This window comes from Vibrio sp. 070316B, from assembly GCF_013114115.1.
GTDB classification, from domain to species: Bacteria; Pseudomonadota; Gammaproteobacteria; order Enterobacterales; family Vibrionaceae; genus Vibrio; species Vibrio chagasii_B.
In genome coordinates this window covers 73653-99859 of sequence record NZ_VTYC01000007.1, presented here as the reverse complement: position 1 = coordinate 99859, position 26207 = coordinate 73653, and the positions used below count along the sequence as shown (strand labels likewise).

Sequence of the window (26207 nt, the reverse complement as noted above, 5' to 3'; positions counted from 1 at the left end):
TTTTAGATTGTGGTCTTAGGGGCACAGTTTTGCATGTGGTTTAAGACTTAGCCGCCAATAATGCCCCGAATGTTAAAAGGCCAAATCCACACGCTTGATTGAGCCTTTTCTTGGCTTTCAACAAGTGTTTTTGGAGCGTATTTGAAGTAAATAACACTGCAACAATTCCAAACCACAAGCCGTGAAGGACAATCATGTAAAGCCCGTAACCGAGTGCGATATGTTGGTTTTCAGCGTCAGGTGAAATGACCTGACTGAAGATGCTCAAGAAGAACAACATGGTTTTAGGGTTGAGTACGTTACACAAAAAGCCTTGGGCTAAATAACGCCAAACACTGATGCTCTGCGTCGTTCCTTCCATAGGGGCAAGTTTGTTGTCTGCGCTTATAATTCCTTTAATCCCTAAGTAAACAAGGTAAGCGGCACCTGCGTATCGAATGATGTCGAAAATCTGTTCATTCTGTGAGATTAAGTAACTAATACCTAGCATCGAATAGCTAATGTGAACGCAAATTGCTAGGCTAACCCCTAATGCTGTCCAAATACCGGCTTGTCTTCCTTGGTTGACGCTGTTCTTCAAAACCAAAACGAAATCAGCACCAGGACTTATAACAATTAATAGCCCTAACACCGCTAAGCTCAACCATTCCATAAATACTCCAATTCTCTTATTTGATGAGCGGCCATTGTATGGTTTTTATTTGCTACCTATAATCGAAATGAATTCCATTAACCTGTGAGAAATAATCACACATGAGGCATCTTAAAGCATTTCATGTTTTTCATGTCGCCGCGCATTCGATGAGTTACAGCGAAGCGGCAGAAAAGCTCAATATTACCCATGGTGCGGTGAGCAAACAGATCAAGGTTCTGGAAAATCACCTGGCTCATACTCTGTTTTATAAGCAGGGGCGTAATGTATGTTTGACCAAAGAGGGTGAGTTACTCAAGGGCTACACAGAGCAAGCGTTTCAGGCTTTGGATACAGGCGTAACAAAGCTTAACCAACTGAAAAACCATGCGCTCGAGGTGTCGTGTGAACCAACATTAACCATGCGTTGGTTGATGCCTCGTTTAGGCGACTTTTACGCTGAGTCAGGTATTGATGTTCGTTTGTCGACTGCTGGTGGGCCTGTGAACTTGAATGCGACAGGACTCGATATGGCGATTCGCCGAGATGACTTTAAATTAACCGAGCGTTACGAACAGATACCGCTAGTTGAAGAGTGGGTAGGCCCTGTGTGTTCCCCGGGTTATTGGCATCAGGTAAAAGATAACTTAGATGATGTGAAATTACTGCATAGCAGTACACGGCCAGATGCTTGGAGTCATTGGGGTGCTATCACTAAAGATAAAGTTAATGGTGGAGAGTGGTCTAATGCTCGAGCGAACCAAACATTTGCACACTTCTACTTTTGCTTTCAGGCGGCTGTCGATGGGTTAGGCATAGCGCTTGGGTCTTATCCACTTGTCGCCGACGATCTTGAAAGAGGTAACTTGATCGCGCCGTTTGGCTTCGTACCTTCTGGTCACCAGTACATATTGCTCACGCAAGATAGCAATCAGGATGAGTCAGGCAATTCATTCGTAGCTTGGTTGAAGAGCGAGTTATCGCAGTGTGTTCCAGTTATTAAAAACAAATAGATTCTTTACGTCAGAAGCTAATTCCCCCTTGATGCAGAGTGTTTCGCAAGCGCATGAGGCGGAACACCGAACGCTTTCTTGAAAGCATTGGTGAAGTTTGAAGGGTGCTGATAACCCGCTTCATAGGCGGCTTCGGTTACTGATACCAAGCCTCGTTCTAAGTGTTGTCGCGCGATATCTAAGCGTCGGTGTCGGATATAGCCGTTGATCGTCAGGTTGTAAGACTGCTTAAATCGACGTTGTAAGTTGGAGATACTCATCGAGAATTGACCTGCGATGCTTTCAAGGCTGAGTGGCTTATCTAGGTTGATTTCAATGTAGCTGATGATGTCTTCAATCTTGGCATCGAACCCTTTTTCAGCCGACACTTGGTTATCGTTTTGGTCCAAACCAACGTTCATATCCGTGCCATTTGGACTCGCGTTAATGTCCTCAGAAGTGCACTCTTGGCAGCATTGAATCGGCATCTGAGACAAGGTTTGAGCAAGCAACTGCTGGGTTAACGTCTCTACGACAAGCTTGGCTTGAAAGTTGGTCGGTGTAGCTTGGCTAGTGAGTGTATTGGCGAGTTGAATGATGTCAGCGTTGAACTGCACATCGTAAAACGCCTTGTGTGAATCTAAGAATGATTTGCTTGAACAGTGGTCACTTAAACGTGGTTTTACCCATTGTGGCTTAACCAAGATGTTGATCTTGTTCATCTTGTTATCTTGAATTAACGAGCGCCTAAAGTTGGCAGGTTTAGCTAAGTTTACCACCACGCCTTGTGGTCCATTGCTGGCATCGAGATCGAACTCAAGATCATCGTAGCCAAAGGTGAGTTTTCCTTCGAGAATAATGGTAATCAAGATCGCTGAGTGGGCTGTTGAGACGATGTTGCTGTCGACCAATTCAATACAGCGGCCGCCATGCACGAAAATTTGGTCATTGTATTGATAAGAAAGGAATTTACCTTCAGCGAGCGAGGTCTGCTTGGTTTGACCTTGTGTCACAATGATCTGCTTTTCAGTCTGTTCTAGCTTTTTGGTTAGAGCGACTTTTTTCGTTAACACTGGTTTATTCGCTGACACAGCTTTCTTGTTTAACTCGACTCTTCCAGTCATAGCCGTTTCGGCAAGTTTAGTTTGCTCTGACGCTACTTCACCCATTTGACCTTTCCTCATAACAGCTGTGCGTTTTCGCATAAGCAAATCATCTGTGCATTTATAAATTACAACTCTATCATGTTTGCGAATTATTATCATTTACATCTAGGATTGAATTTATGGAAAGCCCAGTCAGCTCAACAATCAAGCTTTCAGCCCTCTGTATTGCAATAGCCAGTGCGGTTAGTAGCCCTGTGATAGCAGAAGAGAACACATCGCACTTTGACGAAGTGGTGGTGTGGGGAACGAAGGTATCTAGTAACACAGAATCGATCATTGCCGATGATATGTCACTCAAACAAGCTGACCATATGTCGGATCTACTGCGTGAGATTCCGGGAGTTGATGTTGGGGGAACGCACTCGGTGAATCAAAGAATCACGATTCGTGGCTTGAGCGAAACGGATCTCGATATTCGACTTGATGGAGCATCTCAGCACGCCAACATGTTTCACCACATTGGCAACCTCACGCTTAACCCAGATATTTTGAAATCGGCCGATATTCAAGTAGGTAACAACTCAGTCACGCAAAATGGACTCGGTGGTTCTGTGTTGTTTGAAACTAAAGATGCAAAAGACCTGCTTCGTTACGACGAGAGATTCGGAGCTCGTGTTTATGGAGGCTATGCCACTAACGCAAGTCAGCAAGGCTCTTTAACTGTGTATGGCTTACTATCGGATAACGTTGATGCCATGCTCTACAGCCACTACATGAGCCGTGACGATTTTAAGGATGGCGATGGCAATGAAACCTTTGGTTCAGAAGGGGATGTATACAATATTCTAGGTAAGATTGGTTTTGAACCGAGCGACTTGCACCGTTTTGAACTCGCTTATGATCTCTACCGCGATAGCGGCGATTACAGTCCGCGCCCGGATATGTCGGGTGGCGCGAATGAAGGCCTGTCTAACGATATTCTGATCCCAACCGATTACGACCGTGACACCGTCACTGCAAGCTATGAGCTTCGTGGCGATACTCACCAAGGGGACGTGACGCTTTACAACACTCAAACTGAAATTAAGCGCGATGAAAGTGTCATGGCACCACGCTGGCCGTCGAATCGCTTGTCTAACAACACGGCGAAGAACCAAAACTTTGGCTTGAATGCTAAGTTCCAATCGGACTATCGCTTGATGTCGTTTGATAATGTTGCGACCTACGGTTTTGATTACATGGACAAGTCATCAAGCAGTTATTACGGCAGCAGTAAGTTTATGGATGAGTCGGCCATTTCTACCGCGCTTTTTGTTGAAGACCAGTTCTACTTTACTCAAGCCTTCTCGATCACAGCGGGTATTCGCTTTGATGATTATCAGCGTAAAGCAGAGACAGGAAATGACGATTTCGATGACGTAACTTGGTCTCTAGCGACGCAATGGGACGTTACACAAGATTGGACGCTGTTTGCGAGCACACGTTCGTTATTTAAAGGCCCAGAGTTGATGGAGACCTTTATTGCGTATCAAGATGCTGCGTACTTAGCGGATGATATCAAAGCTGAAACAGGGCAGAACACACAAGGTGGCGTGCGTTTCGACAAGCGTATTGATGATCACTTTGTTGGCGCGAACCTAACTGTATTCCAAACCAATATTGATGATTACATTGCCGAAGAGTACCAGCGTGCTAGCCAAAGTTACTTGATTTACAACTTAGGCGACGTGGAGATCAAAGGCTTTGAAGCAAGCTTGTCTTACGGCTACGAGATGTTTAACAGTAAACTTTCTTATGCACGTTCAGATACTAAAAACAAAGACACAGGCGGCGCTGTCGCAGGTGGAAATGGTCGTAGTATTGATATGGGCGATAGCATCACTTTAACACTGGACTATCAATCTGAAGCGTTGGAAACGATTTTTGGTTGGAATTCGATGTTTGTTAAGGATGAAGACAACGTATTTGATGGTCAGCCAATCAAAGAAGGTTACGACGTGCATAACCTTTACGCACAATGGGTGCCATCTACCGTGGACGGATTGTCTGTCACCTTTGGTATCGACAACGTGTTTGACGAGCAATATACCTCACACGCATCTCGTTCAGGTACGGCGAGGGGCTTTACCCTCGATGACTATGAACCTGGTCGTAACTACAAGCTTTCTGCCGCGTATCAGTTCTAGGAATGAGGAACGAAATAGGTTCAGTCAGAGTGACAAACCAGCGGTCGTAGGGAGCCGCGAAGTTTATAATCTGAAGCTGAAGCTATCCGTTTAAGCCATTCGTTGAAGTGAATAGTGAAAACTAAAGCGCCTCTCGAGCAAGGAATCGAGAGGCGCTTTAGTTTTTGATTGCCAGAACGGTTACTCAGGCTCCAAAACACTACTCAATGGGCAGGGATAACACACCACCATTTAGCTCGACTTGCTTAAGCCATTCTTTTGGAATCGCACCGTCTTCTTCGTAGAAACAAGCCGCTAATACTGCGCCAATCACTATTGCCCGCCCACAGCTGTCACCGCCACATAAAATGTTATCTCGAATACCTTGCTTAAAGCTCTGAGCGCCAGCAATGATGCGAATCAGCAAGGGGAATGCGGCACTCAATTCACAATGCAATCCAAATTTCTTTGCCGCGTCAGTTATTGAAAGCTCAGGCTCTGCGAGGGCTTCATCGATTTGATCGTGTATAAACCTGCTGCAGGTCTGTCTTACCATTTCTACGGATTGTAATGGCGAATTACCTTGTATCGCAGCTTGAATCAGTAGGGTGATGGCTTGTGCCCATTCTACTGCTTTATCGTTGTTATTAGTGACTCGAACCGCGCTTTCAACCATTGCTGGTAAGGTGTGAGACGTATAGGTACAAGCCACTAAAGGGATGATTTTTGAAATTGCAGGCAATTGCGTGTCGTCAGCGCCACACGAAGTAATAGGGGCGTTTGCTAATTCTAATTGATGGATGTTCAGCAAGCTCATGCGCGTCGCTTTATCTATGTAACCTTGCCAACTGCCGCCGAAATCAAACCAGAAGCGGAAATGTTTGATGTAACTTGCTTCATCGTAGTGTTGATTGTCGACTAGGCTATCGACCATTGCTAATAGTTGAGCACCGTATTGCGATTGGTCGCCTGCGGATTTTCCTTGGTGAGCAAAATAACCTTTATCTTGATAATCGGATTCGTTTGGCGAACGAAACTCAGGCTCGAAACCCGCTACCTGTATGATCCTCTCTTGATCATATAACCAATGCAGCCCCATAGAGGCAGCGTCCCCAACTAATGCGCCGACAACGGCATAAAATGCTCTTTCTTTATGATTATCCATGTTGGTTTGACCTTTGAGAGAATCCGATGGGATTTAGTATTCAAAGTATAGTGTTTAAATGAAGGGTTTGCTGTGCTTTAGAAGAGAGTTTTGAAACGATTAATCCTGATTGGTCAATGAGTTAAACCAATCAGGAAAAGCTGATGAATATTATAGGCTAAGGGCAAGCAGAGGTTACTGAAGTACCACAGAAGCAACCGAATGACTAGTGCAAATTAGCGGTTGAGATAAGCACTTGAACGGTGCTCTATGGTTCTGAAAATGCGCGAGAGAGTGAAGCATAACGCGAAGTAAACCGCGCCGACAATCAGCCAGATCTCAAAGATCAAACCGGATGAGTTGGCCATCTCGGTGCCAATGAAGGTCATTTCTTGAATCGAAATCAGAGAGACAATCGATGTATCTTTTACCAACGAAATTGCTTGGCCAGCCAAAGGTGGGGTAATCGCGGTTAATACCTGCGGACCAACCACATATCGATATTTTGAGAAGACGGACAAACCAAGTGAGTCCGCAGCTTCCCATTGCCCTTTCGGAATGCTTTCCAAGCCAGCGCGAATCACTTCAGCGATATACGCCGAAGAGAGCAAACCAATACAGATAACGCCAGAAGCTAAGTTTTCCCAAAGGTTGGCAGGGCCAAATAGAAAAGCTTGCAGTTGGTTGATGTCGCCATTGTGTTCACGCAAAAGGGTTTCTAAACCAAGTAAAGGAATCAGTTGGTTAGAGACAAAAAAGTAAAAGATAAACACAAAAACCAGTGGTGGAATATTTCGAACCAATTGGATGAAAAGCAGCGCCGGTGTTTTGAATAAAGCGATCTTAGAGTGTCTTGCTACTCCTAACAGTGTGCCGAAAGAGAGCGCTAACACCATGCTCCATAAGCTCAAACGCAATGTTGCGACCAAGCCTTGGAAGAAATATGGAATATTGCCTTGAGAAGGTGGAATAAAGATTAACGTGAACGCGTCTTCCCATCGCCACTGATAGTTAATGCCGACAGCAGAGCGATAATAAAGCCAACCTGCGAACGCACAAATGATGGAAAACAACACTCCATCTAATAGATTGAGGCGTTGATACCAAGGCTTGGTGTGAAGGTTGGGCTTGGGCGTTGATAATGCGCTAGTACTACTCACGTCATTCCTGTTTAAACAATGATAATTAATATGCTGTGAGAGTGGCTATGAGTTTATAGCTATCTCGGGTGTTTCTTAAAAGGCAGTACCAGCAAGGTACTGCCTTGATTGGTTATTTAGCGTCTAATTAGCTATCAATTACTGACCTTGAGCAATCTGGTCTTGCCAATCTAGAGTAGAGAACCAGTACTCGTAACGCTCTTTCAACCAACCGTCTTCAGTACGAGCTTTGATCCACTCGTTGAAGAACTCAGCTTTGTCCGTTTCACCTAGGCGAACAGCAAATGCCTCGTTACCTTTTGATAGACGTTCATCAAATGGAATGAATAGCGTGTCAGCGTTCTTGATCGCTTCGTGCTCTGGCTTAGGGCTTGAAGCGATAACCGCGTGTGCATTGCCGTTTAGTACTTCTTGGAAAGCTTGAGCGTCGTCATCGAACTGAAGTACTTTCGCTTTCGGGAAGGTTTCACGAGCCACTTGAACTGTGAAGGCACCACGACGAGCTGCAATTTTCACTCGGCGAGAGTCAAAATCAGAAATCTTGCTGAAGCCTTCTGCTAGCTCTTTGTTAGCCGCCAGTTGAACACCAGAGTGAGAGTATGGTTCAGTAAAAAGAACACTCTTAGCGCGCGCTTCAGTGATCGACATACCGCCAATGATTACGTCAAACTTATTCGATAACAGTGAAGGGATAATGCCATCCCATGCTGTCGGTACAAATTCAACTTTCCAGCCTGAATCTTCAGCAAGGCGTTTTGCCACATCGATTTCAAAGCCGACAAGGTCGCCTTGTTTGTTACGCATTGCCCAAGGAACAAAAGTCGACATGCCAACACGTAGGGAACCACGATCGTTGATTTTGTCTAAGTTAGGCGTTTCAGACGCAAGTGCAGGCAAACTTACGGCAAGCGCAAGTAAAGCAGTGATAGCGGTTTTAAATAGCTTCATGCTGATAAATCCTTATTGTGTTCGCCAGTTGGCTCCGAGCTTATGCTCAAGCCAAGCTGCAACGGCAGAAAGTGAAAGTGTAAGTGCAAGATAAATGATCGCCACAGAGAACCAGATCTCAAATGGCATCGCAGTTTCAGAAACAATGTTTCTGGCCTCGGTTGTCAGGTCGAAAATAGCCATGACACTCACAATCGAAGAGTTTTTGATAAGGGAGATCACTTCGTTGGTAAGAGGTGGCAGCGTACGTTGCACCACTTGAGGAAGAATCACATCCCAATAAGTATAGGTCTTTGATAAGCCCAAAGATTGAGCAGCTTCAAATTGTCCTTTAGAAATACTATTTAACCCAGCACGAAATATCTCAGCGGTGTATGCCCCTTGAAAAAGTGCCAAAGCTAAAACAGCTGTGCTAAAGCGATCCAGACCGATTACAGGGCCGAATACAAAATAGAGCAGGTAAATTTGTACCAACAATGGTGTATTACGAATCAATTCCACATAGCTGGTAGCGAGGGTGCGACCAACCACTGAATTGGAGTTTCGCAATAGGGCTGTGGTTAAGCCAATCACCAGCGTTGCAACTAAAGAAATAAGAGAGATATTGATGGTAACGAGTAGTCCTTCCATCAATTCTGCAGGCCACCATTCACCATCTTCATAGAAAGCGATGTAGTCAGGTACTCGATCCCATTGCCAGCTGTATCCCATCGCCTGAGCACCAGAATCGAGGATCCAAACAACGGCTGCCGCAAGCACCACAATTTGTACCAAGGCAGAGAGGGCGGGTTTCACTATCTTCAGCAGCATCAGTAAGTCAGAATCTGATTTAGGAACGCTTGAGTACGTTCGTGTTGAGGATTTTCGAACAGACTTTGTGGTGTATTTGATTCCACGATCTGTCCCTCGTCCATAAAGATGACTCGGTCGGCAACGCGTTTTGCAAAGCCCATTTCGTGTGTCACGCACACCATGGTAATGCCTTCACTTGCCAGTTCGACCATTACATCCAGTACTTCATTGATCATTTCCGGATCAAGGGCAGATGTCGGTTCATCAAATAGTAGTAGTTCTGGCTTCATACAAAGAGAGCGCGCAATTGCTACACGTTGTTGTTGGCCACCTGAAAGCTGAGCCGGGTACTTATTCGCTTGCTCTGCGATGTGTACACACTCGAGATAATGCATGGCGGTTTTCTCTGCTTCTTCTTTGCTTTTTTTGAGCGTGCGAATAGGAGACAGAGTCAGGTTTTCGAGCACAGTAAGATGAGGGAATAAATGGAAGTGCTGAAACACCATTCCAACTTGGCCTGGTGTGTTGAACTTGCAGGGAAGTGACTGTTCTAACACGGAAAGTTCGCCACTTTCGAACGGTTCTAGCTGATTGATACAGCGGATAAGAGTGGATTTACCAGAACCAGATGGTCCGCAAATCACCACAATCTCTCCCTGTTCAATATTAAGATCGATATCCTTTAGGGCATGAAAATCACCATACCACTTGTTAAGTGACTTAAACTTAACCATTTCCTTAAGATTGTTCAAATCGTTGTTCATACCTAGTAAAGAGACAGGTTTACCTTAACAATATAGAAATATGATTGCACATAAAATTAGGAACTTATGAGAATTTAATAGCATCTTGTAGGGCAAATAAAAAGCAGCGCCGGATTAGGACGCTGCTTGAGGGTATACGCAAGGTCAAAGAATTTGGTTCAGTTTCGCTACATAAATTTTTAAATTATCGCGATTTTATTTAAAAACCTGATTTCTTTGCTTTAATTTTAACCATTAATGGATTGCAGACTCTAGAATCTCGCGAGTTTTCTCTAGCGTGATCGCTTGGTTCTCACCAAGTTGTAGGTAGCCGTGTGATTCTAGCTGTGCAATCACATTGTCGATAGCCGTTTCTTTATTCGCCTCGTAGCCATCAAACATGGTTGCTACGTCAAGGCTGTGATAGAAGGCTTCGATAGCGTCGATAGTGCGCTCTGCTAAATCTGCGCCCGCTTCTAGGCCAAATACGTTACGCCCCATCTGCTCTAGCTTAGTGCGTTTCGCTTCAATCTGGTTACGAAGCAGTGAAGGTTGAACGATAGCTAGAGAACGCGCGTGGTCGACATGCCACAATGCAGTGAACTCATGACCAATCATGTGCGTTGCCCAATCTTGAGGAACGCCAGTACCAATAAGACCGTTTAGCGCTTGGTTAGCCGTCCACATTAGGTTTGCACGCCATGTGTCATTGTCACGCTCGTCGTATTGTTTACCCAGTACAAGAAGGTTTTTCAGCAATGTTTCTGCGTATCCGTCTTGAACCATCGCGTTAGCAGGCATAGTGATGTATTGCTCACACACGTGAACCCAAGCATCAACCAGACCATTCACCAATTGGCGCTCTGGTAGAGACTTCATGACATCTGGGTCCATAACTGCAAACTTAGGTTGGACCGCAGGGTTAAGGAAAGCCAGCTTCTCTTGAGTCGCTTTACGAGTGATTACTGCGCCCATGTTTGATTCAGAACCTGTGGCAGGAAGCGTCAGTACCGCACCGATTGGCGTTGCTTCGGTGACTTGGTGCTTGCCTGTTAGGATGTCCCAACCGTCACCGTCGTATTTCGCTGCTGCTGCAACGTATTTCGAACCATCGATTACTGAACCACCGCCAACAGCGATAATGAATTCTACGTTTTCTTCTTTAACGATAGCGACTGCTTTGTCTAATGTTTCTTTGGTTGGGTTTGCTTCAACACCAGAAAACTCAATCCAAGCGTGATCTTTAAGAGCTGCGACTACTTGGTCGTAAACACCGTTGCTTTTGATTGAACCGCCACCGTAGATGACAAGCGCTTTCTTTGAAGTATCAACGGCTTGGCTGATAGCGTTGATTTGGCCTTGGCCGAAGTGAATAACAGTAGGGTTAACATAGGTAAATTGCATCGTCAGTTCCTTGTGTAAAGCTAAAATTTTTATTTTGTTGTAGTGCTCAATTTCTATATTTGCATATTAGTACACGGAATTAGGGGGGTGAAGGTCAATTTCTCCAAACTAATTGCCTATTTCTACATAATTGATATTCTCTTTGGGCTTTTGTGCAAACCAACATCACCCTTTGAATGGAACATCACCTGTTATGAATACACTCGCTCAGTTACTGCAATCTTACGTTGAACTTAAAGGTTGGGATGATCTTGAAGGGATCAGAGAAACAGAGATTGAGGGTGTGTGGTTGTATCGCAGTAGTGGTGGGAATCAGCGCCAACCATTCACTTATCAGTCAGGTATCATCATGCTTGGACAGGGTAAAAAGAATATCTACATAGGCGACAGGCCCGTGACTTACGCGGCTGGTGATTACCTTGTGGTGGGGGTGCCAATGCCACTGGAATGTGAAGCGTTACCGGTTGATGGTGAGCCGTTATTGGGTTTGTCGATCAACATAGATTCTCAGCGTTTACATAGCTTAGTGAAAAAGCTCGAAGAGCAAGGTTTTCTGGAGAGTTACTGTAACAAGCACAAACAGAATTCGAGTGGCTTAGAGTCCACTCGAATGGAAACGGCGATGCTAGAGAGTTTCACTAGGTTGGCGAAGACACTGCATTGCGATATTGAAGCCAACATCTTGGGTGATGCAATGGTGACGGAGATTGTTTATCGCGCTTTAACAGGCTCTGAAGGCCGCGTACTCTTTGATTTAGCCCATCATGATGGCCATTACGCACGCGTCGCCAAAGCATTGTCTAAAGTGCATGAAGAGTATGACCAAACCATTACTGTTCAATCGCTAGCCGATGAAGCGAATATGAGTGTGTCTGCTTTCCATAATGCTTTCCGCAACGTAACTTTCGAGTCACCACTCCAATATTTGAAGAAGGTAAGGCTCAACAAAGCCAAAGAACTGATCCAGTTAGAAGGTCTGCGAATCAGTGATGCCGCACGCCGAGTTGGCTATTCCAGTCCATCTCAATTCAGCAGAGAATTTAAGCGTCACTTTAATACAACACCAAGAGCTGTATAGTTTTCCTTCCTCGAAAATCTATATTCTGAAACAGGTGGTGTTTTTATTAAACATATTATTAACGTGACCATATAAAACACGTTATTTAAAATAATTAGTTAGATAGCCTAAACATTTATGCATGGATATAAGCCCGTAACTTATAAAACTTATCGGTTAAGGGTATTTTAGTGTGAACAAGTTAACAAACACGATCTAAATTTTAAAAGTTACCCATCATATTTTGTGGGAAAGTATTCAATATTGTTGGATATACTTAAAAATAGAGAGAGATGAGTAGTCCTCCAACCTAAGTTACGTGGATAATTAGTCTTTCGATGACTAATTATCCCATAAGTCAATGAATATTAGTTGAGTGATAGTCTGATGCATGTCACGTTCAACCCAAAGTTATTCACCTAACATGGCGCTACTTTAATTATTCATTCCAATACGATTGTTCAATATAAATACGTATTCTTATTCTATTAAAAGGATCACACCGATGAGTAGCGATATCATTAAAATTTCAAGAAATACTGAAAATGCTCCGCTAAACAATGTATCTACACAAACAGTTGCTTTTTCTCATTATAATAACTTTTCTGCTCAATTACCTATTGACCCTAAAACAGGTGAAATAGTCATCGGTGATATTAAAGATCAAGCAATGCAATGTTTGAATAATATTAAAGCGATTGTTGAAAGCATCGACCATGTAATGGATGATGTGGTGAAAATTAATATCTTCGTTAAGAACATTTCCGATATGGAAGCTATCGATGAAGTTTATAAGGGCTTCTTTAGTAATAGCCTTCCGACACGCACTGTGGTTGGTGTTGCCGCTCTACCAATGAGCGATGTGCTAGTTCAAATGGACGCTCTTATCTCAAATGGTGAAGGTACAACACCACAGGCACCATGTGCGTTAGTTAAGGTATCAAGAAACACGGATAAAGCCCCTCAGAGTGTTTTATCGACTCAGACTGCGGCTTTTTCTCACTACAATAATCTTTCGGCTCAATTACCGATTGATGTGAATACTGGTGAGTTGGTTTCAGGTGGAATCACAGAGCAAACAACTCAATGTTTAGCAAACATTAAAATGATTCTAGAAAGCATTGGCCATGTTATGAATGATGTGGTGAAAACCACGATTTACCTAAATGATATCGAAGATGCAGAAAAGGTAAACGAAGCTTGTGCCAAGTTCTTCCCAAGTTATGTTCCGGCGCGAACGGTTGTACAGGCATCTGAATTACCAATGGGCGCTTTAGTACAAATTGATACCTCGGTTTCACATGGCGATGGCACACCGCCACAACTACCAGAGGATACTTGCTTACTGGTTATTGAAGCAAATAACACTGCTGACGCACCATTTATGCCTTATTCACACACCGTTGCTTTCTCTCACTACAATCATATTTCAGGTCAACTTCCTGTAGATCCGAAAACCAATGAAGTGGTTGCTGGTGGTATTAAAGAGCAAGCTGAACAGTGTCTTAAGAATATTAAGGCGATCATTGAAAGTGTTGAACATTGCATAGACGATACGGTGAAAATCAATATTCAACTTAAAGATATTTCAGATATTGACGCGGTAAACGAGGTCTATGCGACATTCTTTAAGGCTGACTTACCGGCAAGAACGGTGGTTGGGGTTTCTAAGATTCCTATGAATGCTTTAATTCAAATTGATGCCGTCGTTTCTAACTGCGAAGGTACACCTCCACAAGACATTGTTGCTTAAACATCGTTACATACATCGATAACAGTGTTGAAATTTCGGCTCTAGTTCCTAACTTGGAATTAGAGCTGATTCAGTTTGAAGGCCTGCGATCAAACGACATTGTATACCGAATAATTCATCACAAGTTGGGCGCGAATGTAAGCGTCACCTCAATACATCACCACGAGCGGTGTAATGCTTCCTATCAGCAATAAAGGTTGTTAAACATGCGGCACTTCATATAGTGCAATCTTGCGCATAATTTTTGATTGACCGAGAAATCTAAATTTTATAAATACCTGTTACTGGATACTAAGATTCTGGAGGAGGTTCATTTGCTCGATTTGTTAAAGAAAGTGGTGCTTATCAATTTGATGGCTGCAATGGTCGTTTATGTGCTGTCGCAGTTTTTTCCTTTCTTTGCTTCTACTCAACTCGTCGACTTCTTATTTTTTGTCGTTATAGTCATTTGGATTTTGGCAAAACTTCTGTGGGAAGGAGGGGTTCATAGCAAAACAACGCGCTTAGATGATCCTATTACAGACAAAGTCTACAAAATGGTCGACGGGCACGATTTTGCTAAAGACCAACAAGAACACTACCGAATGAATTATCATACGGGCTTAGTGTTATTCATTGCTGGCTTACCGGCGTTTATTGCGTGTTTTGTTCTGCAATTCTTTTAAGTACAGGTAAGAGGCAGTAATGCAAGAATATTTAGAACTGGACGTGATGACATTGGAGTCAATTTCAAAAGAAGCGGGCTTTCCAATAGATAGAGATGTGTATTTAGCATCGCGCACCCAATCGATGGAACAAGGACTGCTTGTCGAATATCGGCGACATAATAAGCTAATTGGCTACACCACGTTAAGTGATTTAGGCGATGGCAAGTGGTTTGTCCCTATGTTTGTGGTGCACCCAGACTACAGAAGTAAAGCCGCTTTTCTTGCTCTATTTCGTGGCATTGTAAACATACTGAAAGATCGTGATTCAAGGGTATTAGTAAGCAATGTTTTACGCTTAAATGAACTGTCGGTGCAGTTTCATAAGCGATTAGGGTTTGAAATAACACGTGAGAATCACTTAGGTTATGAGTTTACTCTAGCGTTGACTCCCGAAGTCAAAAGAAAATGGTCTAATTTCGTCGCTGTTACCTAGGGGCCATAAATAATTGTGGTTCGAGTTTGACCTCAAGTATGTGGTGGTTAATATCACCTTTCTATGAATCGCTTCACTATTAACGCTTCTCATCTATCGAGAGTAATCAACAAGGGCATGTATTATGTACAAAGTCGGAATCGTATTATTTGATGACTTCACCGATGTAGACTTCTTCTTGATGTATGACTTATTAGGAAGAACGACAGACTCTTGGGAGGTTAAGGTTCTTGGAACCAAGCCTGAGCATCGCTCACATTTGGGGATGACGGTGAAAACCGATGGCCATTTGAGTGAGGTTGCGCAGCAAGATGTAGTGCTGATCACAAGTGGTTATCGCGGTATTCCGGCTGCATTGAAAGAGCCGGAGTTCATGAACTCATTACAGCTGGATCCGAGCGAGCAGTTAATCGGGTCGATTTGCGCGGGATCTTTTGTGTTGCACGAACTCGGTTTACTTAAAGGTAAGAGGCTTACAACAAACCCGCATGCAAAACCAACATTAGAAGCAATGGGTGGCAACGTTCAAGATCTGCCTTTAGTCATCGAAGGCAATATTGCTACAGCTGGTGGGTGTCTTTCTCTGGTCTACTTAATCGGCTGGGTGGCAGAGCGGTTATTTGATTCAAACAAACGTAGGGCGATACAAAATCAACTCATCCCCGCAGGGCAGTTAGATCTCTTCGAAGACCTTATCTCTGGAACCATCCAGTCCGCAGAGGCTGACAACTTACACAATAAATCACTAGAAGCTGAGCTGAAAGGCGCAGTGGTTTGAATCATCGTCATGGTATTTTTACAAAAAAGCGTTTAACGAGAGAACGAAAAACAAGTTTATGCAATTTCGAATTATTTTAATGTTGTGCCTAGCTCTAATGGGCTGCGCGTCCAATGAAGCTATACAACCTGACCCAACAAGTATCACGTTGTTTTATGGCGAGACATCCATCTCCGCAGGCGTATTAGAAGATAAAACATTTAATTCAGTACTCGCCGATAGGGCTGAAAGTGTGACTTTTTCGGGCTTAGTACGAAAGCAAGACTCTGGCTACTTGGTCGATATGCTTGTGATTCGAGAAACGAAAGAGCCACGTTCGACTCGACAATTAAACACGTCAATTCATATGAAAACTGGAGAGTTAGTAGATGTGGGTGGCGTGAACAACGACATTTTTAGGGTGATTTTGGAGTAACTCGTTTAACGATGTGAATTAACATGATTTTTCGCTTTACCTCAACCTAACTTCAAGTCTTAAGCTTCTCTTAGTTATTCAGAAGGAGCTTATTATGCAAAGTAATTACGTTAAGGAACTCTCCGTTAAAACTTACCAAGAAGCGATTGAGAGAGAGGTCGTTAAATCAAAAGTTCGACCATTTCATACACCGAGTTTTTTCAGTGGTGCTTTGTTATCTATGGCGGTAATGGGATTGCTTTTGGTCACGCCAATACTCTGAGCGATGGTTAACTCCCATCAACCTAGATAGAAACACAGAGAGTTCGAAATCTGAAAAACAGTACTTTAAGGGAGCCTTGTAGAGTTATTTATGGATATATCTATACACTTACTTCAACCAAGTGATGTTGGTCCTCTTTTCGAATTTGAAGTCGAAAATAGAGAGTGGTTTAATCAATTTGTTCCTGCTAGGGATGACAGTTTCTATTCTGATTCAGGGGTTGCCGACCAAGTTACGCGCTTCCTCAAGGAATACCAAAATGGTGAGTTGATCCCAATGCTAATTAAGGACGCTAACGGCGTTATTTGTGGAAGAATCAACGTTCGCGATATCAGCAAAAATGGTGAAAGCGGGGAGCTCGGCTATCGGGTTGGTCGAGCTTTTGGTTCTAAAGGTGTCGCCTCTAATGCGGTCAGAAAGCTGCTAACCTACTTGTCTAAGCACTCATCCCTAAAATATATTGATGCTTATGCATTAGTAGGTAATGTCGGTTCAAATAAAGTACTAACAAATACGGGTTTCGAGCTAGTTGAGCGTGTCCAAAATTACGCAGTATTCAAAGGACAACAACAGAATGCCAACTATTACCGCCAGGCAATATCCGTGTAAGTGGGTATTTGATATCTATTATTTTTCCTATAATCAATGAGATAATAGGCTCGGAAAGATGAGCTCACACCATTGTGGTGCGAAACAATACAGAGGTCAGTTTATGAACATTGTGACAGTCTATAGTGGTAATCAGCAGGTATACGCGAATTTATATCAGGGCTACGCGGCTGAGTTTTCAAAGATTATCGGAGACAAACCAGACGAGTATGGCTTGTTTGAGATTTACCCGACGCTTGGTGATGCCGTAACGGGTTATTTACTCTACATTGATGGAGTTCCTGCTGCATTAACCGCCATTGAAACCAAAGCGCCAAACGAGTTTGAGATTTGTGATTTCTATGTGGTGCCTTATTTTCGAAAAAATAAAGTCGGGAAGCAGTTTATCTCTGAACTGTTTGAACACCTAAAAGGCAGTTGGGAGATTAAGCAAGTATTGGGCGCAGATCATGCTGTTAAGTTCTGGAGAGAAGTCGTTAATGACTACACCTCAGGTAAATATGTGGAAGACCAGTACCAAGACGAAAAGTGGGGCTTGGTAACAAGACAATGTTTCAATCATGATGGTATTGAAGAGTAAAACCTAATGATGAGGTAGAGGTTTGGGACATATATCTTGATTCTAACCTATTAACTTTATAAGTATTACAAGGTGTTATGTGAAATATTTAATGGGCGCTATCTTAGGTGTTCTGTCTTTGCCTACGTCGGCGGAATCGATGGTTATTGTTGACTCGGAAAGAGATCGCCATATACCTGTAGAGATTGTTTTACCTCAGGACTCTGAAAGTTGCACAACGACAGAGCAGTGTGACGTGGCTTTTATTAGTGCTGGTAATCGAGTTCCATTCACCAAATATAGTTTTGTTGGAGAAATGCTCAACGATAGGGGTTACATGACCATTTATGTCGATCACGAACTACCAAGTGATCCTCCTTTATCGAAGACTGGTGACTTGTATGAGACAAGAATTGAGAATTGGACGCGAGGGGCAAAGACTCTCAATGTCCTCCAACATGAGCTAGCGAGTCGTTTCCCTGCTTATGATTTTGACAAGTTAACCTTAGTCGGGCATTCGAACGGAGGCGACATTTCTACATGGTTGAGTAACGAAAATAAAAGTTATGTTTCTCAGTTAATTACGCTCGACCACAAACGAGTCACTTTACCCAAAAGTGAAAATATCCGAGTGCTTTCCATTCGAGCAACTGAATATCCTACCAAAGAGGGTGTACTACCGACTGAATCAGAGCAAAAGCAATATGGTAGTTGTGTTGTTGAGATTCCAGACTCTAAGCATATGGATTTAAGTGATTATGGCTCTAATCTCGCGAAGCAAAGTACGAATGACATTATTGTTGGCTTTTTGGATGGATTAGAGTGCGAAGAGTTGAGAGTAAAAATTGAGTAGAAACATCTAATTCATTAGGGCTTGATATCTGTATTCGGAATAGACGACCGACTTAATCGATTATCGACTTATATATAAGAAGCTGGCAGCGTCCTTCTAGCCAGCTTCGAGTCTTTTTATTTCAAGGTTTAAGGTTACTTCTAGTTACGGCCACTTATAGATTTACGGTTACTTCTGAGGTTTGTTACGTTCGATTACGCTAATCGCGATAGCCAAAAACAGGACATCTTTCACTAGGAAGAAGTTAGTGACTAAGATGCCATCCGATACTTTCCAAGCATTTGGCGTTGTAATCAGGAAGCTAAGTGTCACAACAAAGATAGCCGTCGCAGCAATGCCAGAATAAAATGCGACTTGCGGTTTCTTAAATCCAATCATCAGTCCGATCGCGACAATGATTTCAGCACCACCAACCATATTAGACACGGCTTGGACTGAGAATAAATTGTAAAGCCAGTTCATTGCTGGGTGGTTTGCAATTAAAGGCTCAATCAACATCGCCTCGGTAGGCGTAAACTTATAAATTCCAATCCAAGCTAACACCAACGCGACACCTATCACGCCAAGGTTGTATCCGAAGTTGCTTTGTTTTAAATCATAGGTTTGAACATGCATAAAAGTACTCCATTAATAAGTTCTACACATGACCGCACTAGTGCAAAATTAATTTCACTGTGAGAGTATTACTTCTGTTTATGAATCATTACACTTGGCATTTCAATGTTATATGTATCAATGGTTTATTTGAAGAAAATGAAATGATAGTTTTTATTAAGAGCTTAATACGACGGTACAAGGAGATAAGTTATCAAAGCACTTATATATGATGTATTTAGTGGAGAGTCGGCGAAAGGGAACCCTTGTGGGGTTGTTGAATTAGAGCAATGGTTAGCAGATTCAGAGCTACTAGAAATAACACATCAACTAGCACAGCCTATTACTGCTTTTGTGAAGAAATCGGGAAGTCAGTTCTACATCCGTTGGTTTGGATTAGATGGTGAGATAAACCTGTGTGGTCATGGTAGTTTGGGTGCTGGTACTGATTTGATCGAGCGGTATAAGTTTGAAGAGGTTACTTTAAACAGTGATTATGGACAGGTCGTGATTTCTAGAAAAGACGGATTATCTCGATTGGAACTGCCAAGCTGGAATGGTAAATCTTATGTTGAGCGGAGCGATGCTCCAATTGATTTGTCGGCATTGAATCAGACCGTTGTCGATGTATTCTCGACAAGAGACTTAGTGTTGGTTTTAGATTCAGAGGAAGCTGTAAGGAATTTTGCTCCTGATTTTGAACAGTATAAAAAAATCAATGACCTGCATGCTGTGATGGTGACCGCCCAAAGCTCGGATGACGGTTATGTACTTCGTTATTTTGCACCGAAGATCGGCATTTCAGAGGATTTAGCAACCGGATCTGCGCAATGTTCACTGGCTCCATATTGGTTCGATAAGTTAGGAAAAGACAAACTCTCAGTTCGTCAGCTTTCGAGTGCTGGTGGTTATTTTGAAGTCGAGAAGGGAGCCAACTCTTCGATTGTCGTCTCTGCTAGAGTTGAATGCCGTCAGTGAAAGTGTGTTGAACCTAAGACCGATAGCACGATCTAGTTTTTGTTTTCAATATTAGGGATTTGGATTAGATTACCCTGATGTAGATCCTAACAATAAGAAGAGAATAGCAAGTGAAGATTCATAGAATTAACCCGACCAAGCGTTGGTCTGATGTGACTGTTTTTAATGGTATTGCAAGCTTTGTTGAAGTTGCTGAGTCAGACACATCTGCGGGCATTAAGAGTCAGGTTCAACAAATCTTTGAGCAAGCTGAAGAGATGATGAGCCTGGTAGATAGCGATAAATCTCGCGTATTGTCGGTCACTATTTACCTAACGGATTTTGCTAACTTTGATGCACTCAATGAAGTGTGGGAAGCATGGTTTCCTGAAGGGTGTGCGCCTAGCCGCGCATGTGTGAAAGCTGAACTGGCAAATCCTGAACTGTTGGTTGAAATGTCATTCATGGTTGCCGCTGGGGAAAAGTTTCAATAAGCCGAACTATCGGTAGAAATAAGCTTCGCCGATACAAGTACCGAGCAGATAAAACAAAGCCACTCAGGTGATTCACTTGAGTGGCTTTTTTGTTCGAAACACTAAACCGAGGTTAGTTGGCTTTGGTATTAAGCGATGCCTTGCTCTTTTGCCATCTGTGTCGCGATCTTAGGAGCATGCCATAAACATGGTAGTAAGATGAATGACACAGGAACGGCAGTAATCACTATGAACGACTGCAACGCAGAAATACCGCCAGAGCCCATTGAGATAAGCGCAATGGCTACAGCACCCATGATGATGCCCCAGAAGGTGCGAACTGCTGCGTTTGGCTCTGTGGTGCCTGTCATAACTACACTGATGGTGTAGGTCATTGAGTCACCCGTTGTTACGATGAACGTGGTGGTCAGGATGAGGAACAGAATTGCAATCAGAGTTGGGAACGGCAGTTGCGCAGTAATAGCAAGTAATACCGCAGGAAGGTTGAAGCCTTCGAACGCACTAGAAATTACGCCAGGGTTTTCTAACTCAAACGCTAAACCGCTACCACCAACGATGCTGAACCAGAAACAGGTTACTAGCGGAGCAACGATACTGATAGACACGATCATTTGGCGAATTGTTCGGCCACGTGAGATGCGAGCAATAAAGATTGCCATCATTGGGCCATAACCTAAGAACCAACCCCAGAAGAATACCGTCCAACCACCTAGCCACGCTGAATCTTGTCGGTAAAGCGCCATTGGGATGAAGTTATCGATCATTTCACCCATGCCTTGCAAGTAGCCATCAACGATGAAGCTTGTTGGACCCACAAGAAGGATGTAGCCGATCAGGCATACAGACAAGATGATGTTGTAACGGCTAACCAGTTGAATGCCTTTGTTCACGCCGCTCAATGCAGATAGGGTATACATGGCGATGGCGAATAGAATAACGATGCTCTGCGTAGCAAAGCTGTCTGAGATGCCAAACAGTTCACTTAGCGCATAACTGATTTGAAGACCTAAGAAACCAATTGGGCCGATAGTGCCTGCTGCAACAGCAACAATACTACATGCGTCGACTAAGTTACCAATCCAGCTATTGATCGCTTTGTCGCCCAGTAGCGGGTAAAGCAGAGTACGAGGTTTAAGAGGGAGCCCTTTGTCGTAGTGTAGGTGCATCAGTACGATAGAGGATAAGCCACCTAAGATTGCCCAAGCAAGAAAGCCCCAGTGCATGAAAGACTGAGATAGGGCGTTGAATGCCATTGCTTGAGGATCAGCGTTGCCGTATAGAGGCGGAGCAGAAACGAAGTGAGCAATAGGTTCTGCTGCTGCCCAAAATACACCACCGCCTGCGAGCAACGTACATAGGACAATCGACATCCATTTGAAGGTAGTCATTTCTGGAAGGGCAAGTTTACCCAAACGAACGTGACCTGTGCGTCCTAGTGCAAGCACTAAGCCGATGATGAAGTTGAGTAGTAACAGAACCTGCCAAAGAGCACCGAACCATTTAGTTGAGTAACTAAAGCCGATGTTTACAAGTTCTGACAACACCGAGGTGTTGGTGAAGGCAAGAATGACAAAGAGAGTTAAAAAGCTCCCACTTAGCCAAAATACTGGATTTCCAAGCTCCAGTTTTTCACCCAAAGATTGGGCTTTAGTGAAGTTAATAGAAGTAGATTCTGCGTTGATGTTTTCGTTGGCGACTTGCGTCAAGTTGGACATTATTTCTTCGCTATATTTGGCTCTTTCGAGCCTATGTATTTCTCCCACACTTGCATTGGAAATGTGAGGTTCGTCAAAAAAAGCCGCGATACTATCACAATTGTTAAGAAAAAGTGGGCAAATTTAGAAAAGAAATCAGTTCTACGGCGAAATCACTCCCTTTTGGTTAGTTTTAAAACGAAATTTCAGAACGAATAAATAAAGTAGATATGAATAGAGTTTTGTAATTAAGGATGCGAATTAGGCGATATTTTTTAGCGTACCGAAATAAATTTAATATTAGTTGTTCGTGCAAAATAAGTGTCGACTCATTGCATGCTATAAACAAATTATTGCGAGTCATTTTATAAATATCGAATATTTTAGGTGTTAAATTGGCACTGTTACCTACAGTTGTTTTGCGAAGAAATTTAAGTGATGAGATATATGACACTTAAATTAAGCATCTTGAAACAATAACTTAAGGGACAGCTAACATGCACCTAAACCAAGGAAGAGTGGCCAAGAAGGTTTTTACACTCAGTACTCTCACCGCGTCATGCTTAATGGCGTTCAACAGCTACGCGGCTGTTGATTGTTCAACGTTAGAAGCGTGGGATTCCGCCACGGTGTACACCGGTGGTGATCAGGTTTCACATGACGGCAGCGCGTACTCAGCGAATTACTGGAATCAAAATAACAACCCAAGCCAATTCGAGGGTGACTATGCACAATGGAAAAAGATTGATGTGTGTAGTGGTGGTGGAGGCGGTGGCACGCCAAATGAAGCCCCAACCGCTTCGTTAACAGCACCTACCGCGTCAGATGTAATCGTTGAGGGCGATAATGTCGTCTTAAGTGCAACAGCACTCGATACTGATGGCAGTGTTGCTTCAGTAGAGTTCTTTGTCGATGGAACTTCAGTTGCTGTAGCTACTGCGGCACCATTTGAAGCGGCTTGGGCTGCAACGTCGGGTAACCATCAGGTTTCTGTTGTTGCAACAGATAATGAAGGCGCGGCAAGTGTCGCAAGTGCAGTATCCATTTCTGTTGATTCACTACAACCAGGTAATGAAGCGCCAACAGTATCAGTTTCACTTTCAGCGGCTTCTGTTGATGTCGGTAGCGTGGTAACACTCACTGCAACGGCTGCAGACAGTGATGGTACGGTTGATAAGGTCGATTTTTATGTAGCAGGTTCTCTAGTCGGAACAGCGGCTACAAGCCCGTACACGCTTGACTACACAACCACTCAAGCAGGTACCTTGTCTGTTTACGCCAAAGCGACCGACGATCAAGGTGCAACAACGGATTCAGCGTTAGCTTCTTTAACGGTGAATGGCGCTCCAACGGTGAGTACATGTCGTCCTGATGGCTTGTATCAAACGCAAGGTGTCGATGTTCCTTACTGTACGATTTATGATGATGAAGGCCGTGAGAAAATGGGCGCGGATCACCCTCGCCGTGTGATTGGCTACTTCACCAGCTGGCGTGCAGGAGACGACCCTCAAGCGGCTTACCTGGTTAATGATATTCCTTGGGAACAACTCACACATATTAACTACGCGTTTGTAAGCATCGGTTCAGATGGCAAAGTGAACGTTGGTGACGTAAACGATCCAAATAATGCTGCTGTCGGTAAAGAGTGGCCGGGTGTAGAAGTCGACCCTGCATTAGGATTCAAAGGTCACTTTGGTGCATTGGCAACCGCGAAGAAAAAACATGGTGTTAAAACGCTAATCTCAATTGGTGGTTGGGCTGAAACGGGCGGTCACTTCGCGACTGACGGAAGCCGAGTTGCTGATGGTGGCTTCTATACTATGACGACCAATGCTGATGGATCTATCAACCACCAAGGCATTGAAACATTCGCGACTTCAGCGGTTGAAATGTTACGTAAATATCAATTCGATGGCCTAGATATTGATTATGAGTACCCAACGTCTATGGCTGGTGCGGGTAACCCATACGACAAAGACTTCATGGAACCGCGTCGTGAGTACCTATGGGCCTCATACCAAGTGCTGATGAAAGTATTGCGTGAGAAGCTTGATGTGGCGTCTGCTGAAGATGGCAATCACTACATGTTAACTATCGCGGCACCTTCTTCTGGTTACCTGTTGCGCGGTATGGAAACATTCGATGTCACTCAATATCTTGATTACGTGAACATCATGTCTTACGACCTTCACGGCGCTTGGAACGACCACGTTGGCCATAATGCAGCCTTGTTTGATACAGGTAAAGATTCAGAACTAGCGCAGTGGAATGTATACGACACTGCGGCTTATGGTGGTATCGGCTACCTGAACACGGATTGGGCTTACCATTACTTCCGTGGTTCAATGCCAGCAGGTCGTATTAACATCGGTGTTCCATATTACACGCGTGGTTGGCAGGGCGTAACAGGTGGTGAAAATGGTCTTTGGGGCCGAGCTGCACTGCCTAATCAATCTGAATGTGCCGCTGGTACAGGTGAAGGTGAGAAGAATAACTGTGGTCACGGTGCGATTGGTATCGATAACATGTGGCATGATACCGACCCTAAAGGAAACGAAATGGGCGCAGGTTCGAACCCAATGTGGCATGCGAAGAACCTAGAGAAAGGTATTTGGGGTTCTTATGCGGACGCCTACAAGCTAGATCCTGTAAATGATCCAACGGATGTTCTAAGAGGTACTTACACGCGTAACTACGACAGCGTGGCGGTTGCACCTTGGCTATGGAATGCTGAAAAAGGTGTGTTCCTTTCTACGGAAGATAAAGAGTCTATCAACGTGAAAGCGGACTACGTTATCGACAAAGAAATCGGCGGCATCATGTTCTGGGAACTGGCTGGCGACTACAACTGTTATGTACTTGATGCAAGTGGCAACCGAACAACGGTTGATACCACAGAGCAAGCGTGTAACAGTGGTAACGGTGAGTTCCACATGGGTAACACAATGACTAAAGCTATCTACGATAAGTTTAAGTCGGCAACGCCATATGGAAACAAAGTCGCGACTGGTGCAATTCCTACCGAAGCACTAGACATCGCAGTATCGGTTGGTGGCTTCAAAGTCGGTGACCAAAACTACCCAATTAATCCTAAGATCACGTTTACCAACAATACGGGGCAAGCACTGCCTGGCGGTACTGAGTTCCAGTTCGACATTCCAGTATCTGCACCAGACAACGCGAAAGATCAATCTGGTGGTGGTTTGACTGTGATTGCTTCGGGTCATACTCGTGCGGATAACATCGGCGGATTAGACGGTACTATGCACCGTGTGGCCTTCACATTACCTGCATGGAAAGAACTGCCTGCTGGTGGTGTATATGAGCTGGATATGGTGTATTACTTGCCAATTTCAGGCCCTGCAAACTATGCCGTTAACGTAGGTGGTGTCGACTATGCCTTCAGCTTTGAGCAACCAGATTTACCTTTAGGTGATATCAGTTCTGGTGGCGGTAACCCTGGCGACGGTGGTACAAACCCTGGTACTTGTGATACTGCAGGCTTAACTGTGTACCCAGATCTGCCTCAGAAAGACTGGGCAGGTAACCCAAGCCATGCAAACACGGGTGACCAAGTGGTTCACAACGGTAGCATTTACCAAGCTAACTGGTGGACAAGTTCTGAACCAGGTAGTGATGGTAGCTGGACCAAAGTGTGTTCGTAACCTCGTATTAGTTAATAGCTGATATCAATAATAGCAGTCATTAAAAGTACATTTTCATAATGATGATGAATGGTAGATGTAAATGGTTTTGATTATATTTATCAGTCGTTTAGTGTAACTTTAGATGACAATGCAAACGCCGAACTGAAAACAGTTCGGCGTTTTTGTTATAAGTCACAGATTGCACATTGAAAGGCTCTAAAATATAGACATTCGTTCAGTAAAAACATCAATCATGATATAAAACAGTCTGCTTATTAGAAAATTATGAGTGTTACCTAAAATTAGAGAT

At 43.7% G+C, this 26207-nt stretch carries 25 protein-coding genes; 15 read left to right on the top strand and 10 right to left on the bottom strand.

The genetic code is table 11. The annotated features are described in order from the left end of the window. Window positions 1-40 precede the first annotated feature (40 nt). Complete coding sequence (locus tag F0251_RS08215; RefSeq protein WP_105058294.1) at window positions 41-652, bottom strand: LysE family translocator; 612 nt, start codon at window positions 650-652, stop codon at window positions 41-43. Between the two features lie 101 nt (window positions 653-753). Here F0251_RS08215 and F0251_RS08210 point away from each other — a divergent pair, with 101 nt between their 5' ends. After that, the gene (locus F0251_RS08210) at window positions 754-1644 is read left to right on the top strand and encodes a LysR family transcriptional regulator (protein ID WP_171730753.1); all 891 of its coding nucleotides are present in this window, start codon (window positions 754-756) and stop codon (window positions 1642-1644) included. A gap of 17 nt (window positions 1645-1661) precedes the next feature. On the opposite strand, the gene F0251_RS08205 is transcribed toward F0251_RS08210, so the two are convergent. Beyond that, window positions 1662-2888, bottom strand: a complete 1227-nt coding sequence (locus tag F0251_RS08205; RefSeq protein ID WP_171730752.1) for an AraC family transcriptional regulator — start codon at window positions 2886-2888, stop codon at window positions 1662-1664. 20 nt (window positions 2889-2908) lie between these two features. Between F0251_RS08205 and F0251_RS08200 the strand changes: the two genes are divergently transcribed. Then, window positions 2909-4915: a TonB-dependent siderophore receptor gene (locus F0251_RS08200; protein WP_171730751.1), complete on the top strand. Its 2007-nt coding sequence runs from the start codon at window positions 2909-2911 to the stop codon at window positions 4913-4915. 199 nt (window positions 4916-5114) lie between these two features. On the opposite strand, the gene F0251_RS08195 is transcribed toward F0251_RS08200, so the two are convergent. From F0251_RS08195 to F0251_RS08170, 6 genes are all read right to left on the bottom strand, one after another. Continuing rightward, entirely contained in the window at window positions 5115-6059 is a 945-nt protein-coding gene (locus F0251_RS08195) for an ADP-ribosylglycohydrolase family protein (RefSeq protein WP_171730750.1), read from the bottom strand. A 215-nt stretch (window positions 6060-6274) separates the two neighbouring features. Further along, window positions 6275-7198: an amino acid ABC transporter permease gene (locus tag F0251_RS08190; RefSeq protein WP_171730749.1), complete on the bottom strand. Its 924-nt coding sequence runs from the start codon at window positions 7196-7198 to the stop codon at window positions 6275-6277. Window positions 7199-7336: 138 nt separating this feature from the next. Then, complete coding sequence (locus F0251_RS08185; RefSeq protein ID WP_061030815.1) at window positions 7337-8146, bottom strand: transporter substrate-binding domain-containing protein; 810 nt, start codon at window positions 8144-8146, stop codon at window positions 7337-7339. Between the two features lie 12 nt (window positions 8147-8158). Further along, window positions 8159-8956 carry an amino acid ABC transporter permease gene (locus F0251_RS08180; RefSeq protein ID WP_032553985.1) on the bottom strand — a complete coding sequence of 266 codons (798 nt, stop codon included), beginning with the start codon at window positions 8954-8956 and terminating at the stop codon, window positions 8159-8161. Next, entirely contained in the window at window positions 8956-9702 is a 747-nt protein-coding gene (locus tag F0251_RS08175; protein ID WP_032553986.1) for an amino acid ABC transporter ATP-binding protein, read from the bottom strand. The genes F0251_RS08180 and F0251_RS08175 overlap by 1 nt, the downstream gene beginning before the upstream one ends. A gap of 234 nt (window positions 9703-9936) precedes the next feature. Beyond that, window positions 9937-11085: an iron-containing alcohol dehydrogenase gene (locus tag F0251_RS08170; protein ID WP_116871457.1), complete on the bottom strand. Its 1149-nt coding sequence runs from the start codon at window positions 11083-11085 to the stop codon at window positions 9937-9939. A 193-nt stretch (window positions 11086-11278) separates the two neighbouring features. Between F0251_RS08170 and F0251_RS08165 the strand changes: the two genes are divergently transcribed. The 10 genes from F0251_RS08165 (at window position 11279) to F0251_RS08120 (ending at window position 18511) form a co-directional block, all read left to right on the top strand. Beyond that, the gene (locus F0251_RS08165; protein ID WP_105023580.1) at window positions 11279-12163 is read left to right on the top strand and encodes an AraC family transcriptional regulator; all 885 of its coding nucleotides are present in this window, start codon (window positions 11279-11281) and stop codon (window positions 12161-12163) included. 484 nt (window positions 12164-12647) lie between these two features. After that, entirely contained in the window at window positions 12648-13895 is a 1248-nt protein-coding gene (locus F0251_RS08160; protein ID WP_171730748.1) for a RidA family protein, read from the top strand. A gap of 314 nt (window positions 13896-14209) precedes the next feature. After that, window positions 14210-14560 carry a hypothetical protein gene (locus F0251_RS08155; protein ID WP_105058285.1) on the top strand — a complete coding sequence of 117 codons (351 nt, stop codon included), beginning with the start codon at window positions 14210-14212 and terminating at the stop codon, window positions 14558-14560. Window positions 14561-14579: 19 nt separating this feature from the next. Further along, window positions 14580-15035 (top strand): GNAT family N-acetyltransferase, encoded by a 456-nt coding sequence (locus F0251_RS08150; protein WP_105058284.1) that lies wholly within the window; start codon window positions 14580-14582, stop codon window positions 15033-15035. 124 nt (window positions 15036-15159) lie between these two features. Continuing rightward, window positions 15160-15813, top strand: a complete 654-nt coding sequence (locus tag F0251_RS08145; protein ID WP_105058283.1) for a DJ-1/PfpI family protein — start codon at window positions 15160-15162, stop codon at window positions 15811-15813. Window positions 15814-15871: 58 nt separating this feature from the next. Then, window positions 15872-16228, top strand: a complete 357-nt coding sequence (locus F0251_RS08140; RefSeq protein ID WP_105058282.1) for a hypothetical protein — start codon at window positions 15872-15874, stop codon at window positions 16226-16228. A gap of 94 nt (window positions 16229-16322) precedes the next feature. Further along, window positions 16323-16490: a hypothetical protein gene (locus F0251_RS08135; protein ID WP_171730747.1), complete on the top strand. Its 168-nt coding sequence runs from the start codon at window positions 16323-16325 to the stop codon at window positions 16488-16490. Window positions 16491-16580: 90 nt separating this feature from the next. After that, window positions 16581-17099 (top strand): GNAT family N-acetyltransferase, encoded by a 519-nt coding sequence (locus F0251_RS08130; RefSeq protein ID WP_171730746.1) that lies wholly within the window; start codon window positions 16581-16583, stop codon window positions 17097-17099. A 103-nt stretch (window positions 17100-17202) separates the two neighbouring features. Beyond that, on the top strand, window positions 17203-17679 hold the full coding sequence (locus tag F0251_RS08125; protein WP_105058845.1) for a GNAT family N-acetyltransferase: 477 nt from the start codon (window positions 17203-17205) through the stop codon (window positions 17677-17679). Window positions 17680-17758: 79 nt separating this feature from the next. Continuing rightward, window positions 17759-18511 (top strand): alpha/beta hydrolase, encoded by a 753-nt coding sequence (locus F0251_RS08120; protein ID WP_116871463.1) that lies wholly within the window; start codon window positions 17759-17761, stop codon window positions 18509-18511. Window positions 18512-18679: 168 nt separating this feature from the next. On the opposite strand, the gene F0251_RS08115 is transcribed toward F0251_RS08120, so the two are convergent. Beyond that, window positions 18680-19126 (bottom strand): DUF417 family protein, encoded by a 447-nt coding sequence (locus tag F0251_RS08115; RefSeq protein WP_061030823.1) that lies wholly within the window; start codon window positions 19124-19126, stop codon window positions 18680-18682. A 192-nt stretch (window positions 19127-19318) separates the two neighbouring features. On the opposite strand from F0251_RS08115, the gene F0251_RS08110 reads away from it, so the two are divergent. Both F0251_RS08110 and F0251_RS08105 read left to right on the top strand, forming a co-directional pair. After that, the gene (locus tag F0251_RS08110; protein ID WP_171730785.1) at window positions 19319-20083 is read left to right on the top strand and encodes a PhzF family phenazine biosynthesis protein; all 765 of its coding nucleotides are present in this window, start codon (window positions 19319-19321) and stop codon (window positions 20081-20083) included. A 110-nt stretch (window positions 20084-20193) separates the two neighbouring features. Beyond that, the gene (locus F0251_RS08105; RefSeq protein ID WP_004737330.1) at window positions 20194-20556 is read left to right on the top strand and encodes a RidA family protein; all 363 of its coding nucleotides are present in this window, start codon (window positions 20194-20196) and stop codon (window positions 20554-20556) included. 128 nt (window positions 20557-20684) lie between these two features. On the opposite strand, the gene F0251_RS08100 is transcribed toward F0251_RS08105, so the two are convergent. Further along, entirely contained in the window at window positions 20685-22271 is a 1587-nt protein-coding gene (locus tag F0251_RS08100) for a BCCT family transporter (protein WP_171730745.1), read from the bottom strand. 476 nt (window positions 22272-22747) lie between these two features. Here F0251_RS08100 and F0251_RS08095 point away from each other — a divergent pair, with 476 nt between their 5' ends. Then, window positions 22748-25915 (top strand): glycosyl hydrolase family 18 protein, encoded by a 3168-nt coding sequence (locus tag F0251_RS08095; protein ID WP_171730744.1) that lies wholly within the window; start codon window positions 22748-22750, stop codon window positions 25913-25915. Window positions 25916-26207 lie beyond the last annotated feature (292 nt).

What these genes read in the sequence shown, in the direction of transcription:
- F0251_RS08215 (WP_105058294.1), bottom strand. Translation starts at nt 652, where the DNA reads ATGGAATGGTTGAGCTTAGCGGTGTTAGGGCTATTAATTGTTATAAGT.
- F0251_RS08210 (WP_171730753.1), top strand. Translation starts at nt 754, where the DNA reads ATGAGGCATCTTAAAGCATTTCATGTTTTTCATGTCGCCGCGCATTCG.
- F0251_RS08205 (WP_171730752.1), bottom strand. Translation starts at nt 2,888, where the DNA reads ATGATAATAATTCGCAAACATGATAGAGTTGTAATTTATAAATGCACA.
- F0251_RS08200 (WP_171730751.1), top strand. Translation starts at nt 2,909, where the DNA reads ATGGAAAGCCCAGTCAGCTCAACAATCAAGCTTTCAGCCCTCTGTATT.
- F0251_RS08195 (WP_171730750.1), bottom strand. Translation starts at nt 6,059, where the DNA reads ATGGATAATCATAAAGAAAGAGCATTTTATGCCGTTGTCGGCGCATTA.
- F0251_RS08185 (WP_061030815.1), bottom strand. Translation starts at nt 8,146, where the DNA reads ATGAAGCTATTTAAAACCGCTATCACTGCTTTACTTGCGCTTGCCGTA.
- F0251_RS08180 (WP_032553985.1), bottom strand. Translation starts at nt 8,956, where the DNA reads ATGCTGCTGAAGATAGTGAAACCCGCCCTCTCTGCCTTGGTACAAATT.
- F0251_RS08175 (WP_032553986.1), bottom strand. Translation starts at nt 9,702, where the DNA reads ATGAACAACGATTTGAACAATCTTAAGGAAATGGTTAAGTTTAAGTCA.
- F0251_RS08170 (WP_116871457.1), bottom strand. Translation starts at nt 11,085, where the DNA reads ATGCAATTTACCTATGTTAACCCTACTGTTATTCACTTCGGCCAAGGC.
- F0251_RS08165 (WP_105023580.1), top strand. Translation starts at nt 11,279, where the DNA reads ATGAATACACTCGCTCAGTTACTGCAATCTTACGTTGAACTTAAAGGT.
- F0251_RS08160 (WP_171730748.1), top strand. Translation starts at nt 12,648, where the DNA reads ATGAGTAGCGATATCATTAAAATTTCAAGAAATACTGAAAATGCTCCG.
- F0251_RS08150 (WP_105058284.1), top strand. Translation starts at nt 14,580, where the DNA reads ATGCAAGAATATTTAGAACTGGACGTGATGACATTGGAGTCAATTTCA.
- F0251_RS08145 (WP_105058283.1), top strand. Translation starts at nt 15,160, where the DNA reads ATGTACAAAGTCGGAATCGTATTATTTGATGACTTCACCGATGTAGAC.
- F0251_RS08140 (WP_105058282.1), top strand. Translation starts at nt 15,872, where the DNA reads ATGCAATTTCGAATTATTTTAATGTTGTGCCTAGCTCTAATGGGCTGC.
- F0251_RS08135 (WP_171730747.1), top strand. Translation starts at nt 16,323, where the DNA reads ATGCAAAGTAATTACGTTAAGGAACTCTCCGTTAAAACTTACCAAGAA.
- F0251_RS08130 (WP_171730746.1), top strand. Translation starts at nt 16,581, where the DNA reads ATGGATATATCTATACACTTACTTCAACCAAGTGATGTTGGTCCTCTT.
- F0251_RS08125 (WP_105058845.1), top strand. Translation starts at nt 17,203, where the DNA reads ATGAACATTGTGACAGTCTATAGTGGTAATCAGCAGGTATACGCGAAT.
- F0251_RS08115 (WP_061030823.1), bottom strand. Translation starts at nt 19,126, where the DNA reads ATGCATGTTCAAACCTATGATTTAAAACAAAGCAACTTCGGATACAAC.
- F0251_RS08100 (WP_171730745.1), bottom strand. Translation starts at nt 22,271, where the DNA reads ATGTCCAACTTGACGCAAGTCGCCAACGAAAACATCAACGCAGAATCT.
- F0251_RS08095 (WP_171730744.1), top strand. Translation starts at nt 22,748, where the DNA reads ATGCACCTAAACCAAGGAAGAGTGGCCAAGAAGGTTTTTACACTCAGT.